General features: G+C 73.4%; 14 protein-coding genes and 1 pseudogene. 9 read left to right on the forward strand and 6 right to left on the reverse strand.

The genetic code is table 11. From position 1 onward, the window contains the following. Nucleotides 1-146: 146 nt before the first annotated feature. Genes dhaK through ACWD0J_RS28500 form a run of 3 tightly spaced genes read left to right on the forward strand, consistent with a single transcriptional unit; the run spans nt 147 to nt 2,197 of the window. Complete coding sequence (gene dhaK, locus ACWD0J_RS28490; RefSeq protein ID WP_451498707.1) at nt 147-1,139, forward strand: dihydroxyacetone kinase subunit DhaK; 993 nt, start codon at nt 147-149, stop codon at nt 1,137-1,139. 46 nt (nt 1,140-1,185) lie between these two features. Continuing rightward, entirely contained in the window at nt 1,186-1,794 is a 609-nt protein-coding gene (dhaL, locus tag ACWD0J_RS28495) for a dihydroxyacetone kinase subunit DhaL (RefSeq protein ID WP_451498708.1), read from the forward strand. Beyond that, on the forward strand, nt 1,787-2,197 hold the full coding sequence (locus ACWD0J_RS28500) for a PTS-dependent dihydroxyacetone kinase phosphotransferase subunit DhaM (RefSeq protein WP_451498709.1): 411 nt from the start codon (nt 1,787-1,789) through the stop codon (nt 2,195-2,197). Before dhaL ends, ACWD0J_RS28500 begins: the two co-directional genes overlap by 8 nt. Before the next feature lie 104 nt (nt 2,198-2,301). Here the strand turns inward: ACWD0J_RS28500 and ACWD0J_RS28505 are convergent, their stop codons facing one another. Further along, nucleotides 2,302-2,940 carry a TetR/AcrR family transcriptional regulator gene (locus ACWD0J_RS28505; protein ID WP_451498710.1) on the reverse strand — a complete coding sequence of 213 codons (639 nt, stop codon included), beginning with the start codon at nt 2,938-2,940 and terminating at the stop codon, nt 2,302-2,304. A gap of 132 nt (nt 2,941-3,072) precedes the next feature. On the opposite strand from ACWD0J_RS28505, the gene ACWD0J_RS28510 reads away from it, so the two are divergent. After that, complete coding sequence (locus ACWD0J_RS28510) at nt 3,073-3,834, forward strand: SDR family NAD(P)-dependent oxidoreductase (RefSeq protein ID WP_451498711.1); 762 nt, start codon at nt 3,073-3,075, stop codon at nt 3,832-3,834. A 61-nt stretch (nt 3,835-3,895) separates the two neighbouring features. On the opposite strand, the gene ACWD0J_RS28515 is transcribed toward ACWD0J_RS28510, so the two are convergent. Next, entirely contained in the window at nt 3,896-4,603 is a 708-nt protein-coding gene (locus tag ACWD0J_RS28515) for a glycoside hydrolase family 75 protein (protein WP_451498712.1), read from the reverse strand. A 406-nt stretch (nt 4,604-5,009) separates the two neighbouring features. Between ACWD0J_RS28515 and ACWD0J_RS28520 the strand changes: the two genes are divergently transcribed. Further along, nucleotides 5,010-5,972 carry a fibronectin type III domain-containing protein gene (locus tag ACWD0J_RS28520; RefSeq protein ID WP_451498713.1) on the forward strand — a complete coding sequence of 321 codons (963 nt, stop codon included), beginning with the start codon at nt 5,010-5,012 and terminating at the stop codon, nt 5,970-5,972. Nucleotides 5,973-6,184: 212 nt separating this feature from the next. Continuing rightward, nucleotides 6,185-6,724: a hypothetical protein gene (locus ACWD0J_RS28525; protein WP_451498714.1), complete on the forward strand. Its 540-nt coding sequence runs from the start codon at nt 6,185-6,187 to the stop codon at nt 6,722-6,724. On the opposite strand, the gene ACWD0J_RS28530 is transcribed toward ACWD0J_RS28525, so the two are convergent. The 3 genes from ACWD0J_RS28530 to ACWD0J_RS28540 form a co-directional block, all read right to left on the reverse strand. Further along, nucleotides 6,712-7,323, reverse strand: coding sequence for a PadR family transcriptional regulator (locus tag ACWD0J_RS28530; protein WP_451498715.1), 612 nt, complete (start codon nt 7,321-7,323; stop codon nt 6,712-6,714). The two genes, ACWD0J_RS28525 and ACWD0J_RS28530, sit on opposite strands and share 13 nt — an antisense overlap. 32 nt (nt 7,324-7,355) lie before the next feature. Further along, nucleotides 7,356-9,371 carry an oxidoreductase gene (locus ACWD0J_RS28535; RefSeq protein ID WP_451498716.1) on the reverse strand — a complete coding sequence of 672 codons (2,016 nt, stop codon included), beginning with the start codon at nt 9,369-9,371 and terminating at the stop codon, nt 7,356-7,358. A 220-nt stretch (nt 9,372-9,591) separates the two neighbouring features. Beyond that, the gene (locus tag ACWD0J_RS28540) at nt 9,592-9,960 is read right to left on the reverse strand and encodes a hypothetical protein (RefSeq protein WP_451498717.1); all 369 of its coding nucleotides are present in this window, start codon (nt 9,958-9,960) and stop codon (nt 9,592-9,594) included. Nucleotides 9,961-10,143: 183 nt separating this feature from the next. Here ACWD0J_RS28540 and ACWD0J_RS28545 point away from each other — a divergent pair, with 183 nt between their 5' ends. Next, nucleotides 10,144-10,368 (forward strand): hypothetical protein, encoded by a 225-nt coding sequence (locus tag ACWD0J_RS28545; RefSeq protein ID WP_451498718.1) that lies wholly within the window; start codon nt 10,144-10,146, stop codon nt 10,366-10,368. A 128-nt stretch (nt 10,369-10,496) separates the two neighbouring features. On the opposite strand, the gene ACWD0J_RS28550 is transcribed toward ACWD0J_RS28545, so the two are convergent. Next, nucleotides 10,497-11,372, reverse strand: a complete 876-nt coding sequence (locus ACWD0J_RS28550) for a hypothetical protein (RefSeq protein ID WP_451498719.1) — start codon at nt 11,370-11,372, stop codon at nt 10,497-10,499. A 259-nt stretch (nt 11,373-11,631) separates the two neighbouring features. Here ACWD0J_RS28550 and ACWD0J_RS28555 point away from each other — a divergent pair, with 259 nt between their 5' ends. Next, nucleotides 11,632-13,725, forward strand: coding sequence for a SpoIIE family protein phosphatase (locus ACWD0J_RS28555; RefSeq protein ID WP_451498720.1), 2,094 nt, complete (start codon nt 11,632-11,634; stop codon nt 13,723-13,725). Nucleotides 13,726-13,974: 249 nt separating this feature from the next. Then, nucleotides 13,975-14,273 (forward strand): annotated as a pseudogene (locus ACWD0J_RS28560) (hypothetical protein); the annotation flags it as partial.

Raw genomic sequence — 14,273 nt, forward strand, 5'->3', positions numbered from 1 at the left:
CCAGCGGGTGAGCCCCTTGTGACGGCACGCCATCACGGTCGGCGCCCGCACGCCACGGCTCCCAAGATCGAGAAGTGACCGCATCCGGCCGGACCAGCGAGCACACTGGTCAGAGGTCCATGTGCCAGGCACACCAGGAGGTACCCATGAAGATGCTCATCAACGTCCCCGAGACCGTGGTCGCCGACGCGCTGCGTGGTGTGGCGGCGGCCCATCCCGAGTTGACCGTCGACGTGGAGAACCGGGTGATCGTACGGCGGGACGCTCCCCTGGCCGGGAAGGTCGGCCTGGTCTCCGGTGGCGGGTCGGGGCACGAGCCGCTGCACGGCGGGTTCGTGGGTCCCGGGATGCTCTCGGCGGCCTGCCCGGGCGAGGTGTTCACGTCGCCGGTGCCGGACCAGATGGTGCGGGCGGCGGCGGCCGTGGACAGCGGGGCCGGGGTGCTGTTCATCGTGAAGAACTACACGGGCGACGTGCTCAACTTCGACATGGCGGCCGAGCTCGCCGAGGACGAGGGCATCCAGGTCGCCAGGGTGCTGGTCGACGACGACGTGGCGGTCACCGACAGCCTGTACACGGCGGGCCGGCGCGGCACCGGCGCGACCCTGTTCGTGGAGAAGATCGCCGGGGCCGCCGCGGAGGAGGGACAGCCGTTGGAACGGGTGGAGGCGGTGGCCCGGCAGGTCAACGAGAACTCCCGCAGTTTCGGCGTCGCGCTCAGCGCGTGCACCACGCCCGCCAAGGGCAGCCCCACCTTCGACCTGCCGGCCGGCGAGCTGGAGCTGGGCATCGGCATCCACGGCGAGCCGGGCCGGGAGCGGCGGGCGATGATGACCTCGCGGGAGATCGCCGACTTCTCGGTCGGCGCGATCCTGGACGACATCACTCCGCGCAATCCCGTCCTGGTCCTGGTCAACGGCCTGGGCGCGACCCCGCTGCTGGAGCTGTACGGCTTCAACGCCGAGGTGCAGCGGGTGCTCGCCGAGCGCGGCGTCGCCGTCGCCCGCACCCTCGTCGGCAACTACGTCACCTCCCTCGACATGGCCGGCGCCTCGGTCACCCTGTGCCAGATCGACGAGGAGCTGCTGCGCCTGTGGGACGCCCCGGTGAAGACGCCGGGACTGCGCTGGGGCATGTGAACCCACGGCAAGCGATCACCAGGTACCGACCACGCAAGGAGATCCAGTGCTCGACGCCGACTTCTTCCGCCGTTGGATGACGGCGACCGCCGCGTCCGTCGACCGCGAGGCGGAACGGCTCACCTCCCTCGACTCGGCCATCGGGGACGCCGACCACGGCAGCAATCTGCAGCGCGGGTTCACCGCGGTGACCGCCACGCTGGAGAAGGAGGCGCCCGGCACCCCGGGTGCGGTCCTCACGCTCGCCGGCCGCACGCTCATCTCGACCGTCGGCGGCGCGTCGGGGCCGCTGTACGGGACGCTGCTGCGCCGCACCGGCAAGGCCCTCGGGGACGCCGGCGAGGTCGACGGGGAGCAGTTCGCCGAGGCGCTGCGCGCCGGGGTGGACGCGGTCAGGACGCTCGGCGGCGCCGCACCCGGCGACAAGACCATGATCGACGCTCTGGTGCCGGCCGTCGACGCGCTCGGCGACGGCTTCGCCGCGGCGCGGTCCGCCGCCGAGGAGGGCGCCCTGGCGACCACGCCGTTGCAGGCCCGCAAGGGCAGGGCGAGCTATCTCGGGGAGCGCAGCGTCGGACACCAGGATCCGGGCGCCACCTCGGCCTCACTGCTGATCGCGGCGCTCTCCGAAGCCGGGGAGGCGTCCGGTGAGTGACGAGAAGCTGGTCGGGATCGTGCTGGTGTCGCACAGCGCGGAGGTCGCCGCGTCGGTGGCCGAGCTGGCGAAGGGCCTCGCGGGCGGCGGCACGGCGGTGCCCGTGGCCCCGGCGGGCGGCACCGAGGGCGGCGGGCTGGGGACCAGCGCGGAGCTGATCGCCGCCGCGGCCGCCGCCGTCGACCGGGGTGCCGGAGTCGCCGTCCTCAGCGACCTCGGCAGCTCGGTGCTCACCGTGAAGGCCCTGCTCGCGGAGGGCGACGAACTCCCGGACGGCACGCGGCTGGTGGACGCCCCGTTCGTCGAGGGCGCGGTGGCCGCGGTCGTCACGGCGGCCACCGGGGCCGACCTCGCGGCGGTGGCGGCGGCCGCCGAGGAGGCGTACACGTACCGGAAGGTGTGAGACCACCCCTGGAGGCGGCCGCTAACCGAACCCTGACGGCAGGTACCTGACCCCTGACGGTCACTAGCTGAGCCCTGACGGCCGTTACTGAACGCTGAAGGCCGCTAGCTGAGCCCTTCCGCCGCGACGGCGAGCGCCGAGCGCAGGGTCGCCCCCAGCTCGGCCTCCGCCGCCGCGGGGTCGGCCGGCGTCTCGGCCGCGCGCCACGCGTAGTGCTCGACGGCCGCGCGCAGAGCCGCGTTGAACATCGCCGCCCGGATCGTCGGCCGCAGGTCGTCGGCGGGCAGCCCGGCCCGTTCGGCGAGGGCGCGGGCGAACGCCGGTTCGGCCTCGTCGTACGTCTGGAGCCACACGGCGCGCAGTCCCGGCTCGGTGCGGGTCAGCCGGACCAGGGCCCGGACGGTGGTGCGGTCGGGGCCGCCGGTGAAGCTGTGCGCCTTGGCGAACTCCTCGTCGAAGAGCCGCTCCAGGGGCTGCCCCGGGACCCACGCGCGCAGACAGGCGGCGGTCACGTCGATGCCCGCCGAGAAGAGCGGCCGTACGCAGCTCTCCTTGCTCGGGAAGTACCGCCACACGGTCCGGGCGGAGACGCCGACCGCCTGCGCGATCTGTTCGCCGGTGGTCGCCGTGACGCCCTGGGTGACGAACAGGTCCACCGCGGCCCGGGCGATGTCCAGCCGGATCTCGGCCCTGCGCTCCTCGGTGAGGGGCGGTCTTCCCGTGCGTCCGCGTGGGGCGGTCATCGGCTCCTCCGGCTGGTGGTGTCCACTCCTCCGGAATTCTCCACCACGACTTTTAGTCACTCGCAGACATTAAGTCGGTACGGTAGGGGCCACCGGGCACGACGCCCGTGGAGAGACGGAGGGGAACACCTCATGACCGACACACTCGACGGACGCGCTGTCATCGTCACCGGGGCGGGTTCGGGCATCGGGCGCGCCGCCGCCCTGGCCTTCGCCGCCCAGGGTGACCGCGTCGTGGTGGCCGACCTCGACGAGGAAGGCGCTCAGGCGGTCGTCAAGGAGATCGAGCGGGCGGGCGGGACCGCGGTCGCCGTCACCGGTGACCTCAGCGGGCAGGCGGTCGTGGACCGGGTCGTCGAGACCGCCGTGGAGCGCTTCGGCGGCATCGACGTCCTGGTCAACAACGCCGGGATCATGGACCGTATGTCCGCGCTGGCGGACGTGAGCGACGCGGAGTGGGAGCGGGTCATCCGGGTCAACCTCACCGCGCCCTTCCTGCTCACCCGGGCGGTGCTGCCGCACATGCTGGCCGCGGGCAGGGGGGCGATCGTGAGCACCGCGTCCGAGGCCGGTCTGCGGGGCAGCGCGGCGGGCGCCGCGTACACGGCCTCGAAGCACGGCGTGGTGGGACTGACGAAGAACCTCGCGGTGATGTACCGCAAGCAGGGCATCCGGGCGAACGCCATCGCCCCCGGCGGCACGGCGACCTCCCTCGTCGTGGACGTCGAGCAGGGTGCGCACGGCCCCGCGGCGATCGGCCCGCACTTCGTCAACCTCGGCCGCGTGGCCCAGCCCGAGGAGCAGGCCGCCGCCATCGTGTTCCTCGCCTCCGACGCGGCGAGCAACATCAACGGCGTGATCCTGCCGGTCGACGACGGCTGGTCGGCGGTCTGACGGCACCGGCCGGCGCACCGCGGCGAACGGCCGGCATCCCGGCACGCGCCGGCCCGCCGCCTCACCGGCCGCGTACGAACTGCCGCGCCAGGCGCTCCCCGATCATCGCGGCGCCCGCGTGGTCCTCGATGGGTGCCACCCGGGTGTCCTTGAAGACGATGTAGGTGACGCCGGAGTCGGTGCCGCCGCCGCGCGGGTCGGCGCTGATGCCCAGGCCCTCGGCCGTGGCGTAGGAGGCCTCGCCGATGATGTCGTGCGGGCCGACGTCCCCGACGACCGCGTACTGCACGCGGTCGCGGTGCACGACGGCGACGACCGAACCGCCGTGGACGCCGCTCGCGCGGTGGTCCCAGACGCGGCTCGGGGCGGGCACGACGACGTACGGGAGCTGTTCGGCGCTCAACGGGCGGCCGTCGGACTGCTGATAGGCCGTGGCGTCGGAGAACAGCGGGTCGGTGTCGCGGTTGCACAGGCGGCCGGGCCGTCCGTCACAGTCGATGTCCAGGTCGGCCTTCCAGAACACGGTGTCCCGGGTGCCGCAGACCGGGATCCGGGCGGGCAGGCCGGCGTCGCTGCGGTAGCGGCCCCGGGAGACGGGAGCGCAGTCGCGCACCTTGGCCAGCAGGTCGGCGGCGCGGACGTCACCCTCGCGCCGCGCCACGGGCTCCCCGTGGGCGAGGGTCCGGTGCTCGACCGCGGGAGCGGGCAGCGTCGTGGGAGCGAGCAGCGCGACGCCTGCCGCGGCCAGTGTCAGGGACGGGAGACGCACGATGAGGGACCCTCTCCTGGGGACACTGACGGACACTCAGCCACTGTGGTGCCGTCCTGATCACGCGGCCACCGGAGAGGTCCGGACGGTGCACGTCCCCGAACCGCCGACGGGGGCCGGGGAGCTGAGTCCGCGACAGACCCCGGTCCCCGGCCACCCGCGCCGGCGCGGGAACAGCGACGACAGCGGTCCGCGCCCACGGCCTGAACTCCCTGGATCTCACGAAGAGTTCGGCCGCCAGGACTTCAGCATACGGAACGTCCGCGGGTGGCCACCCACGACCGCCCCCTTGATGGGCCCGCACCGCCCGGGCCATATTGGTCCGGACCTTTACTGTGGGCCGTCCCCCGGAGGCAGCGCCGTGCGACACCTTCCCGCTCTCCGTCCGGCTGCGCCGGGCCGGTGCGTGGCGCTCAGTGCGGCGCTCACGCTGCTCGTCGCGTGCGGGGGGCCCGCGGCGGACGGCGGGGAGGGCGGGGAGGGCGGCGGACCGCCCGGCGCGCCCCTCGGCGTCACCGCCACCGCCGGCAGCGCGACCACTGTGCACGTCATGTGGAACGCCGTGTCCGTGCGCGGCGGCGTCAGCGACTACGAGGTATATCGCGGCACCACAAAGGTCGAGGAGGTGCCGGGTTCACAGCACATGGTGGATGTCACCAGACTCAAGCCGTCCACGGTGTACGTCTTCTCCGTGCGGGCGCGCGACGCCGAGGGACGCCTGGGGCCGCGCAGCCGGGAGGTCCGGGCGACGACTCCGGCGGCGGTGACGGCGGACCGCTCCGCTCCGGCCCGTCCGGAAGGGCTGACCGGCCGGGTGGTCGGGAGCCGGGCGGTCCAGCTGTCCTGGTCCGCCGCCTCGGACGACCGGGATGTGGTGTCGTACGACATCCACCAGGGCGCCACGAAGATCCACAGTGTGGGCGGGAACCAGACGGCGGCCGTGGTGACCGGACTTCGGCCGGGCACCGGCTACTCCTTCACGGTCCGGGCCCGGGACGCGGCCGACAACGTCTCCCCCGCGAGCGGCTCCGTCCGGCTGACCACGGCGGGCACCGACGACGGACGCGGCACCGCCCCCACCGGCTTTCGCGCGACGACCCACCGTACCGACGGGGCGTACCACCTCGGTCTCTCCTGGCTGCCGCCGCGGACGGACGGCGTGGTGACGGAGTACCAGATCCATCTCGACGGCCGCCCGGCGACCTCGCTCGTCTACGGCGGGTCCGCGCCGCGCGACCGCAGGGCGGAGCACAGCTTCTACCTGGGACCGGACGCCGGAGTCACGCACCGGGTGCGGATCCGCGCGAAGCTGCCGGACGGCACCTGGGGCGGCTTCTCGGCGGAGCGGACCGTGACGACCGGACCGTAGACGAGGGAACCGGGCCGTAGGCGAGACAACCGGGCCGTAGGCGAGACAACCGGCCCGCAGGATGGATGAAGGACTCCGTCACCTGTACGGCGGCCGTCCGGGTGCGGGGCGGACCGGGAACACGTTGGCTTCCTCTGAGGCAGCACGGGCGTTCCCCGACCTTCGGCGGCGCCAGGGATGTACCGCCGACCGTGCCGCCGGAGGGCAGTCCCATGCACACTTCTCAGCCACTCCTTCGCTCCTGCCTGACCGGGGCGGCCGCCGTCGCGCTGCCGCTCGCCCTGGCCGCGGGGCCGGCCGCGGCCGTTTCGGGGATCTCCGTGAGCACCAACGGGTCCACGGTCTCGGTCACGACCAGCGCGTGCACCAGCAACAACAACGGCTTCGGCAGGGCCTCCCTGCTGACCAGCGGCCAGACGAGCTTCGCGCAGGGCCGCCAGGCCGACCTGGCCGGCACCAACACCAGCCAGTCCGCCCTGTGGTCCAACGTGAGTCCGGGTACGTACACGGTGATCGTGATCTGCAACAAGGACGGGGCGCAGGCGGGCAGCCAGTCCGTCATCGTCTCCGCGGCCGCCACGCCCACGGTGTCCCCCACGGCCTCGCCCTCGCGCGGTGTCATGGGCGGGGTGGGCGGCTCCGCGCAGGACTACGGCACGCTCACACTGGTGGCCGGCGGGACCCTGGTGGGAGCGGGGGTGCTGGCCACGGCCTGGTTCCTGCGCCGCCGTTCGAAGCCCTACCGGCTCTGACCTGCGGGCCCCGCGCCCTGCCGGCTCTGGCCGGCGGGCCCGGAGCCCGGTGGCCCCTGGTCGGCGGGCAGGCCGGCGAACTCCTCCAGGGCGTGGGCGAGCCACCGCGTCCAGAAGGTCTCCAGGTCGATGCCCGCCCGCAGGACGAGGTGCCGCAGCCGGTCCTCGGGACTGTCCTTGCCGGGCGGGAAGTCCCGCTGCTCGATGTCCTCGTACTCCGCCAGCTGCCGCCGGTGCAGGTCGAGATGGCGGCGCAGGTCGGCCTCGATGCCGGCCGTCCCCACCACGGCAGCCGCCCGCAGCCGCAGCAGCAGCACGTCCCGCAGCGGCTTGGGGTCGTGCGCTGCGGCGGTCCAGCGGGCCAGTTCGGCGCGGCCCGCGGGCAGAACCTCGTAGCTCTTCTTCTGCCCGCGCGCCGGCTGCTCGGCCGGCAGGGCCCGGATGTGGCCCTGCGCCTCCAGTTTTCCCAGCTCGCGATAGATCTGCTGATGCGTCGCCGACCAGAAGTAGCCGATCGACTTGTCGAACCGGCGGGTCAGTTCGAGGCCCGACGACGGCTTCTCGAGCAGAGCGGTGAGGATCGCGTGCGGGAGTGACATGGGGTCATCCTAGGGACGGCTCCGACAGCGGCCTACAGCGTCGCCGCGAGCTCGGTGCCCTGCTTGATCGCCCGCTTGGCGTCCAGTTCGGCGGCCACGTCGGCACCGCCGATGAGGTGCGCGGAGCGGCCCGCGGCGACCAGCTCGTCGTACAGGTCGCGGCGCGGCTCCTGTCCCGTGCACAGCACGACGGTGTCGACCGGGAGGACCGTGCTCGCGTCACCGACGGTGACATGCAGTCCGGCGTCGTCGATACGGTCGTAGCGCACCCCCGGGACCATGGTGACGCCCCGGTGCTTGAGCTCGGTGCGGTGGATCCAGCCGGTGGTTTTGCCGAGGCCCGCGCCGACCTTGGTGGTCTTGCGCTGGAGCAGGTGCACGGTGCGCGGCGGGGCGGGCCGTGCGGGGGCGGCGAGTCCGCCGGGCGCCCGGTAGTCCATGTCCACGCCCCACTGGCGGAAGTACGTCGCCGGGTCCTCGGTCGCCTTGTCGCCGCCGTCGGTCAGGTACTCGACGACGTCGAACCCGATGCCGCCCGCCCCCAGGACGGCGACGCGGTCACCGACGGGGACCCGGTCGCGCAGCACGTCGAGGTAGCCGACGACGCTGGGGTGATCGACGCCGGGGATGTCGGGGGTGCGCGGGCTGACGCCGGTGGCGACGACGACCTCGTCGTAGCCCGCGAGATCGCCGGCGGACACCCAGGTGCCGAGCCGTACGTCCACGCCCTGTTCGTCGAGCCGGTGGCGGAAGTAGCGCAGCGTCTCGTCGAACTCCTGCTTGCCGGGGACCTTGCGGGCGACGTTGAGCTGGCCGCCGATCTCGCTCGCGGCGTCGAAGAGGGTGACCTCGTGGCCGCGTTCGGCCGCGCTCACGGAACAGGCGAGGCCCGCCGGTCCGGCGCCCACCACGGCCACCCGCCTGCGCCGCCGGGTCGGCGAGAGCACCAGCTCGGTCTCGTGACAGGCACGCGGGTTGACCAGGCAGGACGTGATCTGGCCGCTGAACGTGTGGTCCAGGCACGCCTGGTTGCAGCCGATGCAGGTGTTGATGGCCTCGGGGCGGCCGGCCGCGGCCTTGGCGACGAAGTCGGGGTCGGCGAGCATCGGGCGGGCCACGGACACCATGTCGGCGCAGCCGTCGGCGAGCAACTCCTCGGCGACGTCGGGGGTGTTGATGCGGTTGGTGGTGACGAGGGGGACCGTCACCTCGCCCATCAGCTTCTTCGTCACCCAGGCGTAGGCGCCGCGCGGCACCGAGGTGGCGATGGTGGGGATACGGGCCTCGTGCCAGCCGATGCCGGTGTTGATGAGGGTGGCCCCGGCGGCCTCGACGGCCCGGGCGAGCGTGATCACCTCGTCGAGGGTCGACCCGCCCGGCACGAGGTCCAGCATGGACAGGCGGTAGATGACGATGAAGTCCTCGCCGACGGCCTCGCGCACGCGCCGGACGATCTCGACGGGGAAGCGCATGCGGTTCTCGTAGGAGCCGCCCCAGCGGTCGGTGCGGTGGTTGGTCTGCGTGGCGATGAACTCGTTGATCAGGTAGCCCTCGGAGCCCATGATCTCGACGCCGTCGTAGCCGGCCTGCCGGGCGAGGCGTGCGGCGCGGACGTAGTCGTCGATCGTCCGCTCGACCTCGGCGTCGGTGAGCTCGCGGGGCGGGAAGGGGCTGATCGGCGCCTGCACCGGACTCGGTGCGACGAGGTCCGGGTGGTAGGCGTACCGGCCGAAGTGCAGGATCTGCATCGCGATGCGGCCGCCCTCGCGGTGCACGGCTTCGGTGACGATCGCGTGCTGTTCGGCCTCGGCGTCGGTGGTGAGCTTGGCGCCGCCCTCTTTGGGCCGGCCCTCGTCGTTGGGCGCGATGCCGCCGGTGACGATCAGGCCCACTCCCCCGCGGGCGCGGGCCGCGTAGAACGCCGCCATGCGCTCGAAGCCCCGCTCGGCCTCCTCCAGGCCGACGTGCATCGAGCCCATGAGGACGCGGTTGGGCAGCGTGGTGAAGCCCAGGTCGAGCGGGGTCATCAGGTGCGGGTAACGGCTCATGGGGCCCTCCGTGCGCGGCGGTGTGGTGCCCTCTTGTTGTAGAGGACCGCGCACCCCTTGTGCAACTAGTTGCACAACCGGGCAGGGGTGATCCGAGCCACGTCACGCGGGCGGGGCCGCCGCGCACCTGAAGACGCGCCGGCCGCCGGGCGGGAGGCGGACCCCATGAGCGACCAGGCCGTCCGGCCGCGATGCCGCTCGCCATCGTTCGCTGGGGAGCTCACCTGCTCTCCAGCCGTACGTGCAGCTCCTTCTCCTGGTCGCCGGACGCCGTGGACAGGTCGTGCACGGAGAACAGGGAGTCCAGGGTGGTGCGGAAACGGTCGATCGCCCAGTAGCCGCCCTGCACGTCGGCGATGACGGAGGAGGAGAGCCGGGCGGGGCCGGCGCCCTCGTGCGTCTCGGCGACGTCGAACGTGCCGAGCCACACCGTCGGGCGGGTCTGTGAGAGTTCCTCGGGTACGTCCTCGGCGCACCGGTCGGACGCGAAGCACCCGCACAGCGCGTCGAACACGGCCCGGGCGTCATGCTTGCTGCATCCGCTGATCTCCACCGAGACGGATTCCGGATGCGGTCGCTGACCGTCCATCGTGATCGCTCCTCTCGTGGCCGCGGCGCGGCGCACGGACACTCCGCGCGACCGCCCCACCCCCCAGAGAACCACCAGCTCCGCCGGAGCACTACCGGCACGGCCCCGCCCGTACGACGCCGTCCCTACCGGATCAGCCCCCGCAGAGCTGCGTGCCGGCCGGTCGCGGCGCATGGTGGACCTATGGAAGAGGATCCGCCCGTGGTCGTGCTCGCGCCCTCGCCGGACGGCGGGCGGCAGGTGACGGTTCATGGCGAACGCGCAGGCATCGCGTACAGCCTCTTCGACGTGCTGGAGTTCCTGCACCGGGCGGGACTGCCCGCACAGGACACGGCCGTCGACGACCCCACGCTGATCGAGTGGCGCGGTGGCGGCCCCTACGACTGGAACGGCACGGCCTCCGACTAGCCGCCCGGCCGACGGGGCCGACGGGGCCGACGGGGGCCGGCGCCGGGGCGAGGCCGAGGACGCGCACCGCGACGCACAAAGCGACACACACCGTGCAGCGCGCCCGCGACGCCGCCGCCCGGTGGAGTTCAGCTGCGGGTGAAGCGGTACGTCTTGCTGTCCGTCAGCACGCAGAATCCCGGCGACACGACGATCACGCGCAGCGTGCCGGTGCGGCGGTCGTAGTCGATGCCCTCCGCCTCGAAGGTGCCGGAGCAGGAGCTGCGCAGGGGGAGCTGCCGCAGGGCGGTGACGTGGCCGGTGACGTCGGCCGTGCCGTTCGGTTCGGCGGACAGGTCGATCTGGAGCAGCGGCTTGGTGACGCCGAAGAGGGTGCCCGCCGGGTCGTCGGAGGAGCACAGCAGCCGAATGGCGCTGAAGAAGTCGCAGCCCTGTAGGTCACGTACGGCGTGGTCGAGACGGACGGTGGCCGCCTGCCGGAGGTCCGCCGACGGCGAGGTGCCCGGGTTGACACCCGGGGTGGGGAAGACGAGCAGCCGGCTCATGGTGCCGTACTCCCCCGCCAGCATCCACTGTCCGCCGGGCGAGACGGCGACCCAGGAGTTGTTCAGCGCCTCGCCGGGGCTGAGCGTGTGGACGTACTCCGACCAGCCGCCGCCCGGCGACTGCACCCGGAACATCTTCGTGGTGCCGGAGTCCCGCTGGTAGGGCTCGATGAAGGAGCCGTCGTACGAGGCGTCGGGGTCGCCCACATGGTTCCAGCCCCGGGCGCTCAGGTTCACGGGGATGGTGCCGATCCCGGTGTACCGGTTGGCGGCGCCGACCGGGACCTCGACCGAGGTGAGGCCCTGGCTCTCGGTCAGCGGGTCGGCGCGGTCGGAGCCCGCCTCGGTCCAGGTGTCGGCGGCGGAGGCCGGCGGGGCCGAGGACAGCAGGGTGGCGGCGGTGAGGGAGACGAGGGCGGCGAGGACCGTGCGGCGACGGCGACGGGCGCGCAGGGGCATGGAGACGACTCCTCGGGGGTGGGGGGAGGTGCTCGGCGGTCAGTCTGGCCGGTCAAGGTGGTCATGTACAGACCAATAGAAGAACGGCGGTCGTCGAGCGCGTCACGTCCTCGCGGTGCCCTTGGCGGGACGGCGTCGCCGTGTCGGGGGATGGTGGAAGAGGCCGACGAGACGTCGTGGTGTGGTCGAACGCGGTAGAACAAGGGGAGTCGGCACCGGGAACGGCGTGCCACGAGGACGGGCGAAGGCGGTGCGTGGCATGGGAGCAGCCGGAGCGGCCGGGATTCCCGCGCCGGAGGGTGACGAGCCGGTGCGCGCCCCGGTGCGCCCGAGCGGCCTGCTCGACGTGCTCGGCATGGCCTCGGTGGTGCTGGACACCGAGGGACGGATCGTGCTGTGGAGCCCGCAGGCCGAGGAGCTGTTCGGCTATACGGCCCAAGAGGCGCTCGGCGAGTACGCGGCCCGGATCATGGTCCACGAGCAGCACGTCGACCTGGTCGTCAAGCTGTTCGCCGACGTGATGGACACCGGTCAGAACTGGGCCGGGGCCTTCCCCGTCCGGCGCAAGGACGGCAGCACGCGGCTCGTGGAGTTCCGCAACATGCGGCTGCTGGACGACCGGGGAGACGTCTACGCCCTGGGGCTCGCCGCCGACCAGTCGACCGTACGGCAGCTGGAGCGGGACGTGGCGCTGTCGACCCGGATGGTCAGCCAGTCCCCGATCGGGCTGGCCGTCCTGGACACCGACCTGAGGTACGTCTCCGTCAACCCGGCACTGGAACGGATCAACGGGATCCCGGCCGGGGAGCACCTCGGGCGCACCATCCGCGAGGTCCTGCCCCACCTCGACGCCGACACCGTCGCGGCCGCGGCCCGTGCGGTGCTGGAGACCGGCAGGCCGGTCGTCGACCGGCAGATCGTCGGCCGCACTCCGGCCGACCCGGACGAGGAACACGCCTGGACCGTCTCGCTGTACCGGCTGGAGGACGCGCTGGACAACGTGCTGGGCGTGGCCTGCTCGGTCGTGGACGTCACCGCGCAGCACCGGGCGGCCGTCGAGGCGGAGGGCGCGCGGCGGCGCTTGGCCCTCGTCGCCGACGCCACCACCCGCATCGGCACCACCCTGGACCTGGAGCGCACGGCACGGGAACTGGCCGACGTGGCCGTGCCGGAACTCGCCGACGTGGCCGCCGTGGACCTGCTGGAGGCGGTCGTGCAGGGCAGGCCGAGCGCTCTCGGCCCCGCCGAACCGGCCGTGATCCGTGCCCTGGCCGTGGCGGCGGACCGGGTCCCGGACGCCCTCCTGGCCGCGGACCCGCCCGGCCAGGTCGCCCGGTACGCTCCCGACCGGCTCGTCACCGAGTGCGTCCGTACGGGCCGTCCGGTGCTGGTGGCGGAGGTCGGGGCCGCGGACCTGCCGCGCATCGCCCGCTCCCCCGAGGCGGCCGGGTCACTGGCCCGGGCGGGCGTGCACTCCTATCTGGCCGTGCCGCTGATCGCGCGCGGCGAGGTGCTCGGTGCCCTCGATCTCAAACGCAGCCGCAACCCGCTGCCGTTCGGCGAGGACGATCTGGTGCTGGCGCGGGAGCTGGCGTCCCGCGCGGCCGTGCAGATCGACAACGCGCGCTGGTACCAGAACGCCCGCGACACCGCCCTCACCCTGCAACGCAGCCTGCTGCCCAGCCATCCGCCGGTCACCGGCGGCCTGGAGGTCGCCTCCCGCTACCAGCCCGCGGGCGCGACCGCGGAGGTCGGCGGCGACTGGTTCGACGTGATCCCGCTGGACGGGGAGAAGACCGCGCTCGTCGTGGGCGACGTGATGGGCAGCGGCATCAACGCCGCCGCGACCATGGGCCGGCTGCGCACCGCCACGAACACCCTGGCCTCCCTCGACCTCGACCCGGCCCGTCTGCTGGAACACCTCGACCGGATCACCGAGGGCCTCGACCACTCCATCGCCACCTGCGTGTACGCGGTCCACGATCCGCGGCTGCGGCAGTGCCGGATCGCCAACGCCGGGCACCTGCCGCCCGTCCGGCTCCGCACCGGCCGCCCCCCGGAGCTGCTCGACCTTCCGACGGGGGCACCGCTGGGGGTGGGCGGCGTCGCGTTCTCCACGACCACGGTCGGCCTCGAACCGGGCGACCGGCTCGTGTTCTACACCGACGGCCTCGTCGAGACCCGGCAGCATCCGCTCGACGAGCGCCTGAACGCGCTGCTGGCGCTGCTCGACGGCCCCGACCGCCCCCTGGAGGAGGTCTGCGACCTCCTCCTGCGCACCCTGCACCAGCCGGACAACTCCGACGACGTGGCGCTGCTCATCGCACGGGTGCGGACGCCGGACCAGACCTAGGCTCGGGCACCTCCGCCGGACCGGGGCCGTGGGGCGGCCCGGCAGCGGCCGGGCGGCCGGGGCGCAGGCGCCGCGCGGGGCGGCTCTGGGCCGGACGGGTGAATCAGCCGGCGGCGGACGCCTGGCGGCTGGGGCGGACGCCCCGAACGCACAGAAACCAATTACCTGTTTCTTACCGGTCACGTCCCACAATCACAGCAAGGCGTGGCAGCGCGGGTGGCGCGTCGCCGTGACCGAGGGGAGTGAGCCGTGACGCACGATGCGGAGCAGGAACACACCGCCGACGGGGAACCGTCCGACCGGCCCGCGCAGGCGGGCGCGGACCGCGAGGTGCTCGCGGGTCCCGGCGGAGCGGAGCCCGAGCGCGCTCCGGGCGGCCTGCGCGGGAGATGGGCGCGGCGGTCCGCCCACGCCCGTGCCGTCGCCGCGGCGACGACGGTCGCCGTGCTGGCCCTGGGCGGCGCGGTCGGGTACGCCGCCACCTCGGAGAACTCGCCCTCCTCGCGGACGCGCTTCTGCAGGTCGACGAGGTTGGCCGGATCCAGGGG

Source organism: Streptomyces sp. NPDC003011, assembly GCF_053591515.1.

Coding starts and splice junctions, on each gene's coding strand:
- ACWD0J_RS28550 (WP_451498719.1), bottom strand. CDS start 11,372: ATGCCCCTGCGCGCCCGTCGCCGTCGCCGCACGGTCCTCGCCGCCCTC.
- ACWD0J_RS28555 (WP_451498720.1), top strand. CDS start 11,632: ATGGGAGCAGCCGGAGCGGCCGGGATTCCCGCGCCGGAGGGTGACGAG.
- ACWD0J_RS28505 (WP_451498710.1), bottom strand. CDS start 2,940: ATGACCGCCCCACGCGGACGCACGGGAAGACCGCCCCTCACCGAGGAG.
- ACWD0J_RS28540 (WP_451498717.1), bottom strand. CDS start 9,960: ATGGACGGTCAGCGACCGCATCCGGAATCCGTCTCGGTGGAGATCAGC.
- ACWD0J_RS28510 (WP_451498711.1), top strand. CDS start 3,073: ATGACCGACACACTCGACGGACGCGCTGTCATCGTCACCGGGGCGGGT.
- dhaK (WP_451498707.1), top strand. CDS start 147: ATGAAGATGCTCATCAACGTCCCCGAGACCGTGGTCGCCGACGCGCTG.
- ACWD0J_RS28530 (WP_451498715.1), bottom strand. CDS start 7,323: ATGTCACTCCCGCACGCGATCCTCACCGCTCTGCTCGAGAAGCCGTCG.
- ACWD0J_RS28545 (WP_451498718.1), top strand. CDS start 10,144: ATGGAAGAGGATCCGCCCGTGGTCGTGCTCGCGCCCTCGCCGGACGGC.
- ACWD0J_RS28525 (WP_451498714.1), top strand. CDS start 6,185: ATGCACACTTCTCAGCCACTCCTTCGCTCCTGCCTGACCGGGGCGGCC.
- ACWD0J_RS28535 (WP_451498716.1), bottom strand. CDS start 9,371: ATGAGCCGTTACCCGCACCTGATGACCCCGCTCGACCTGGGCTTCACC.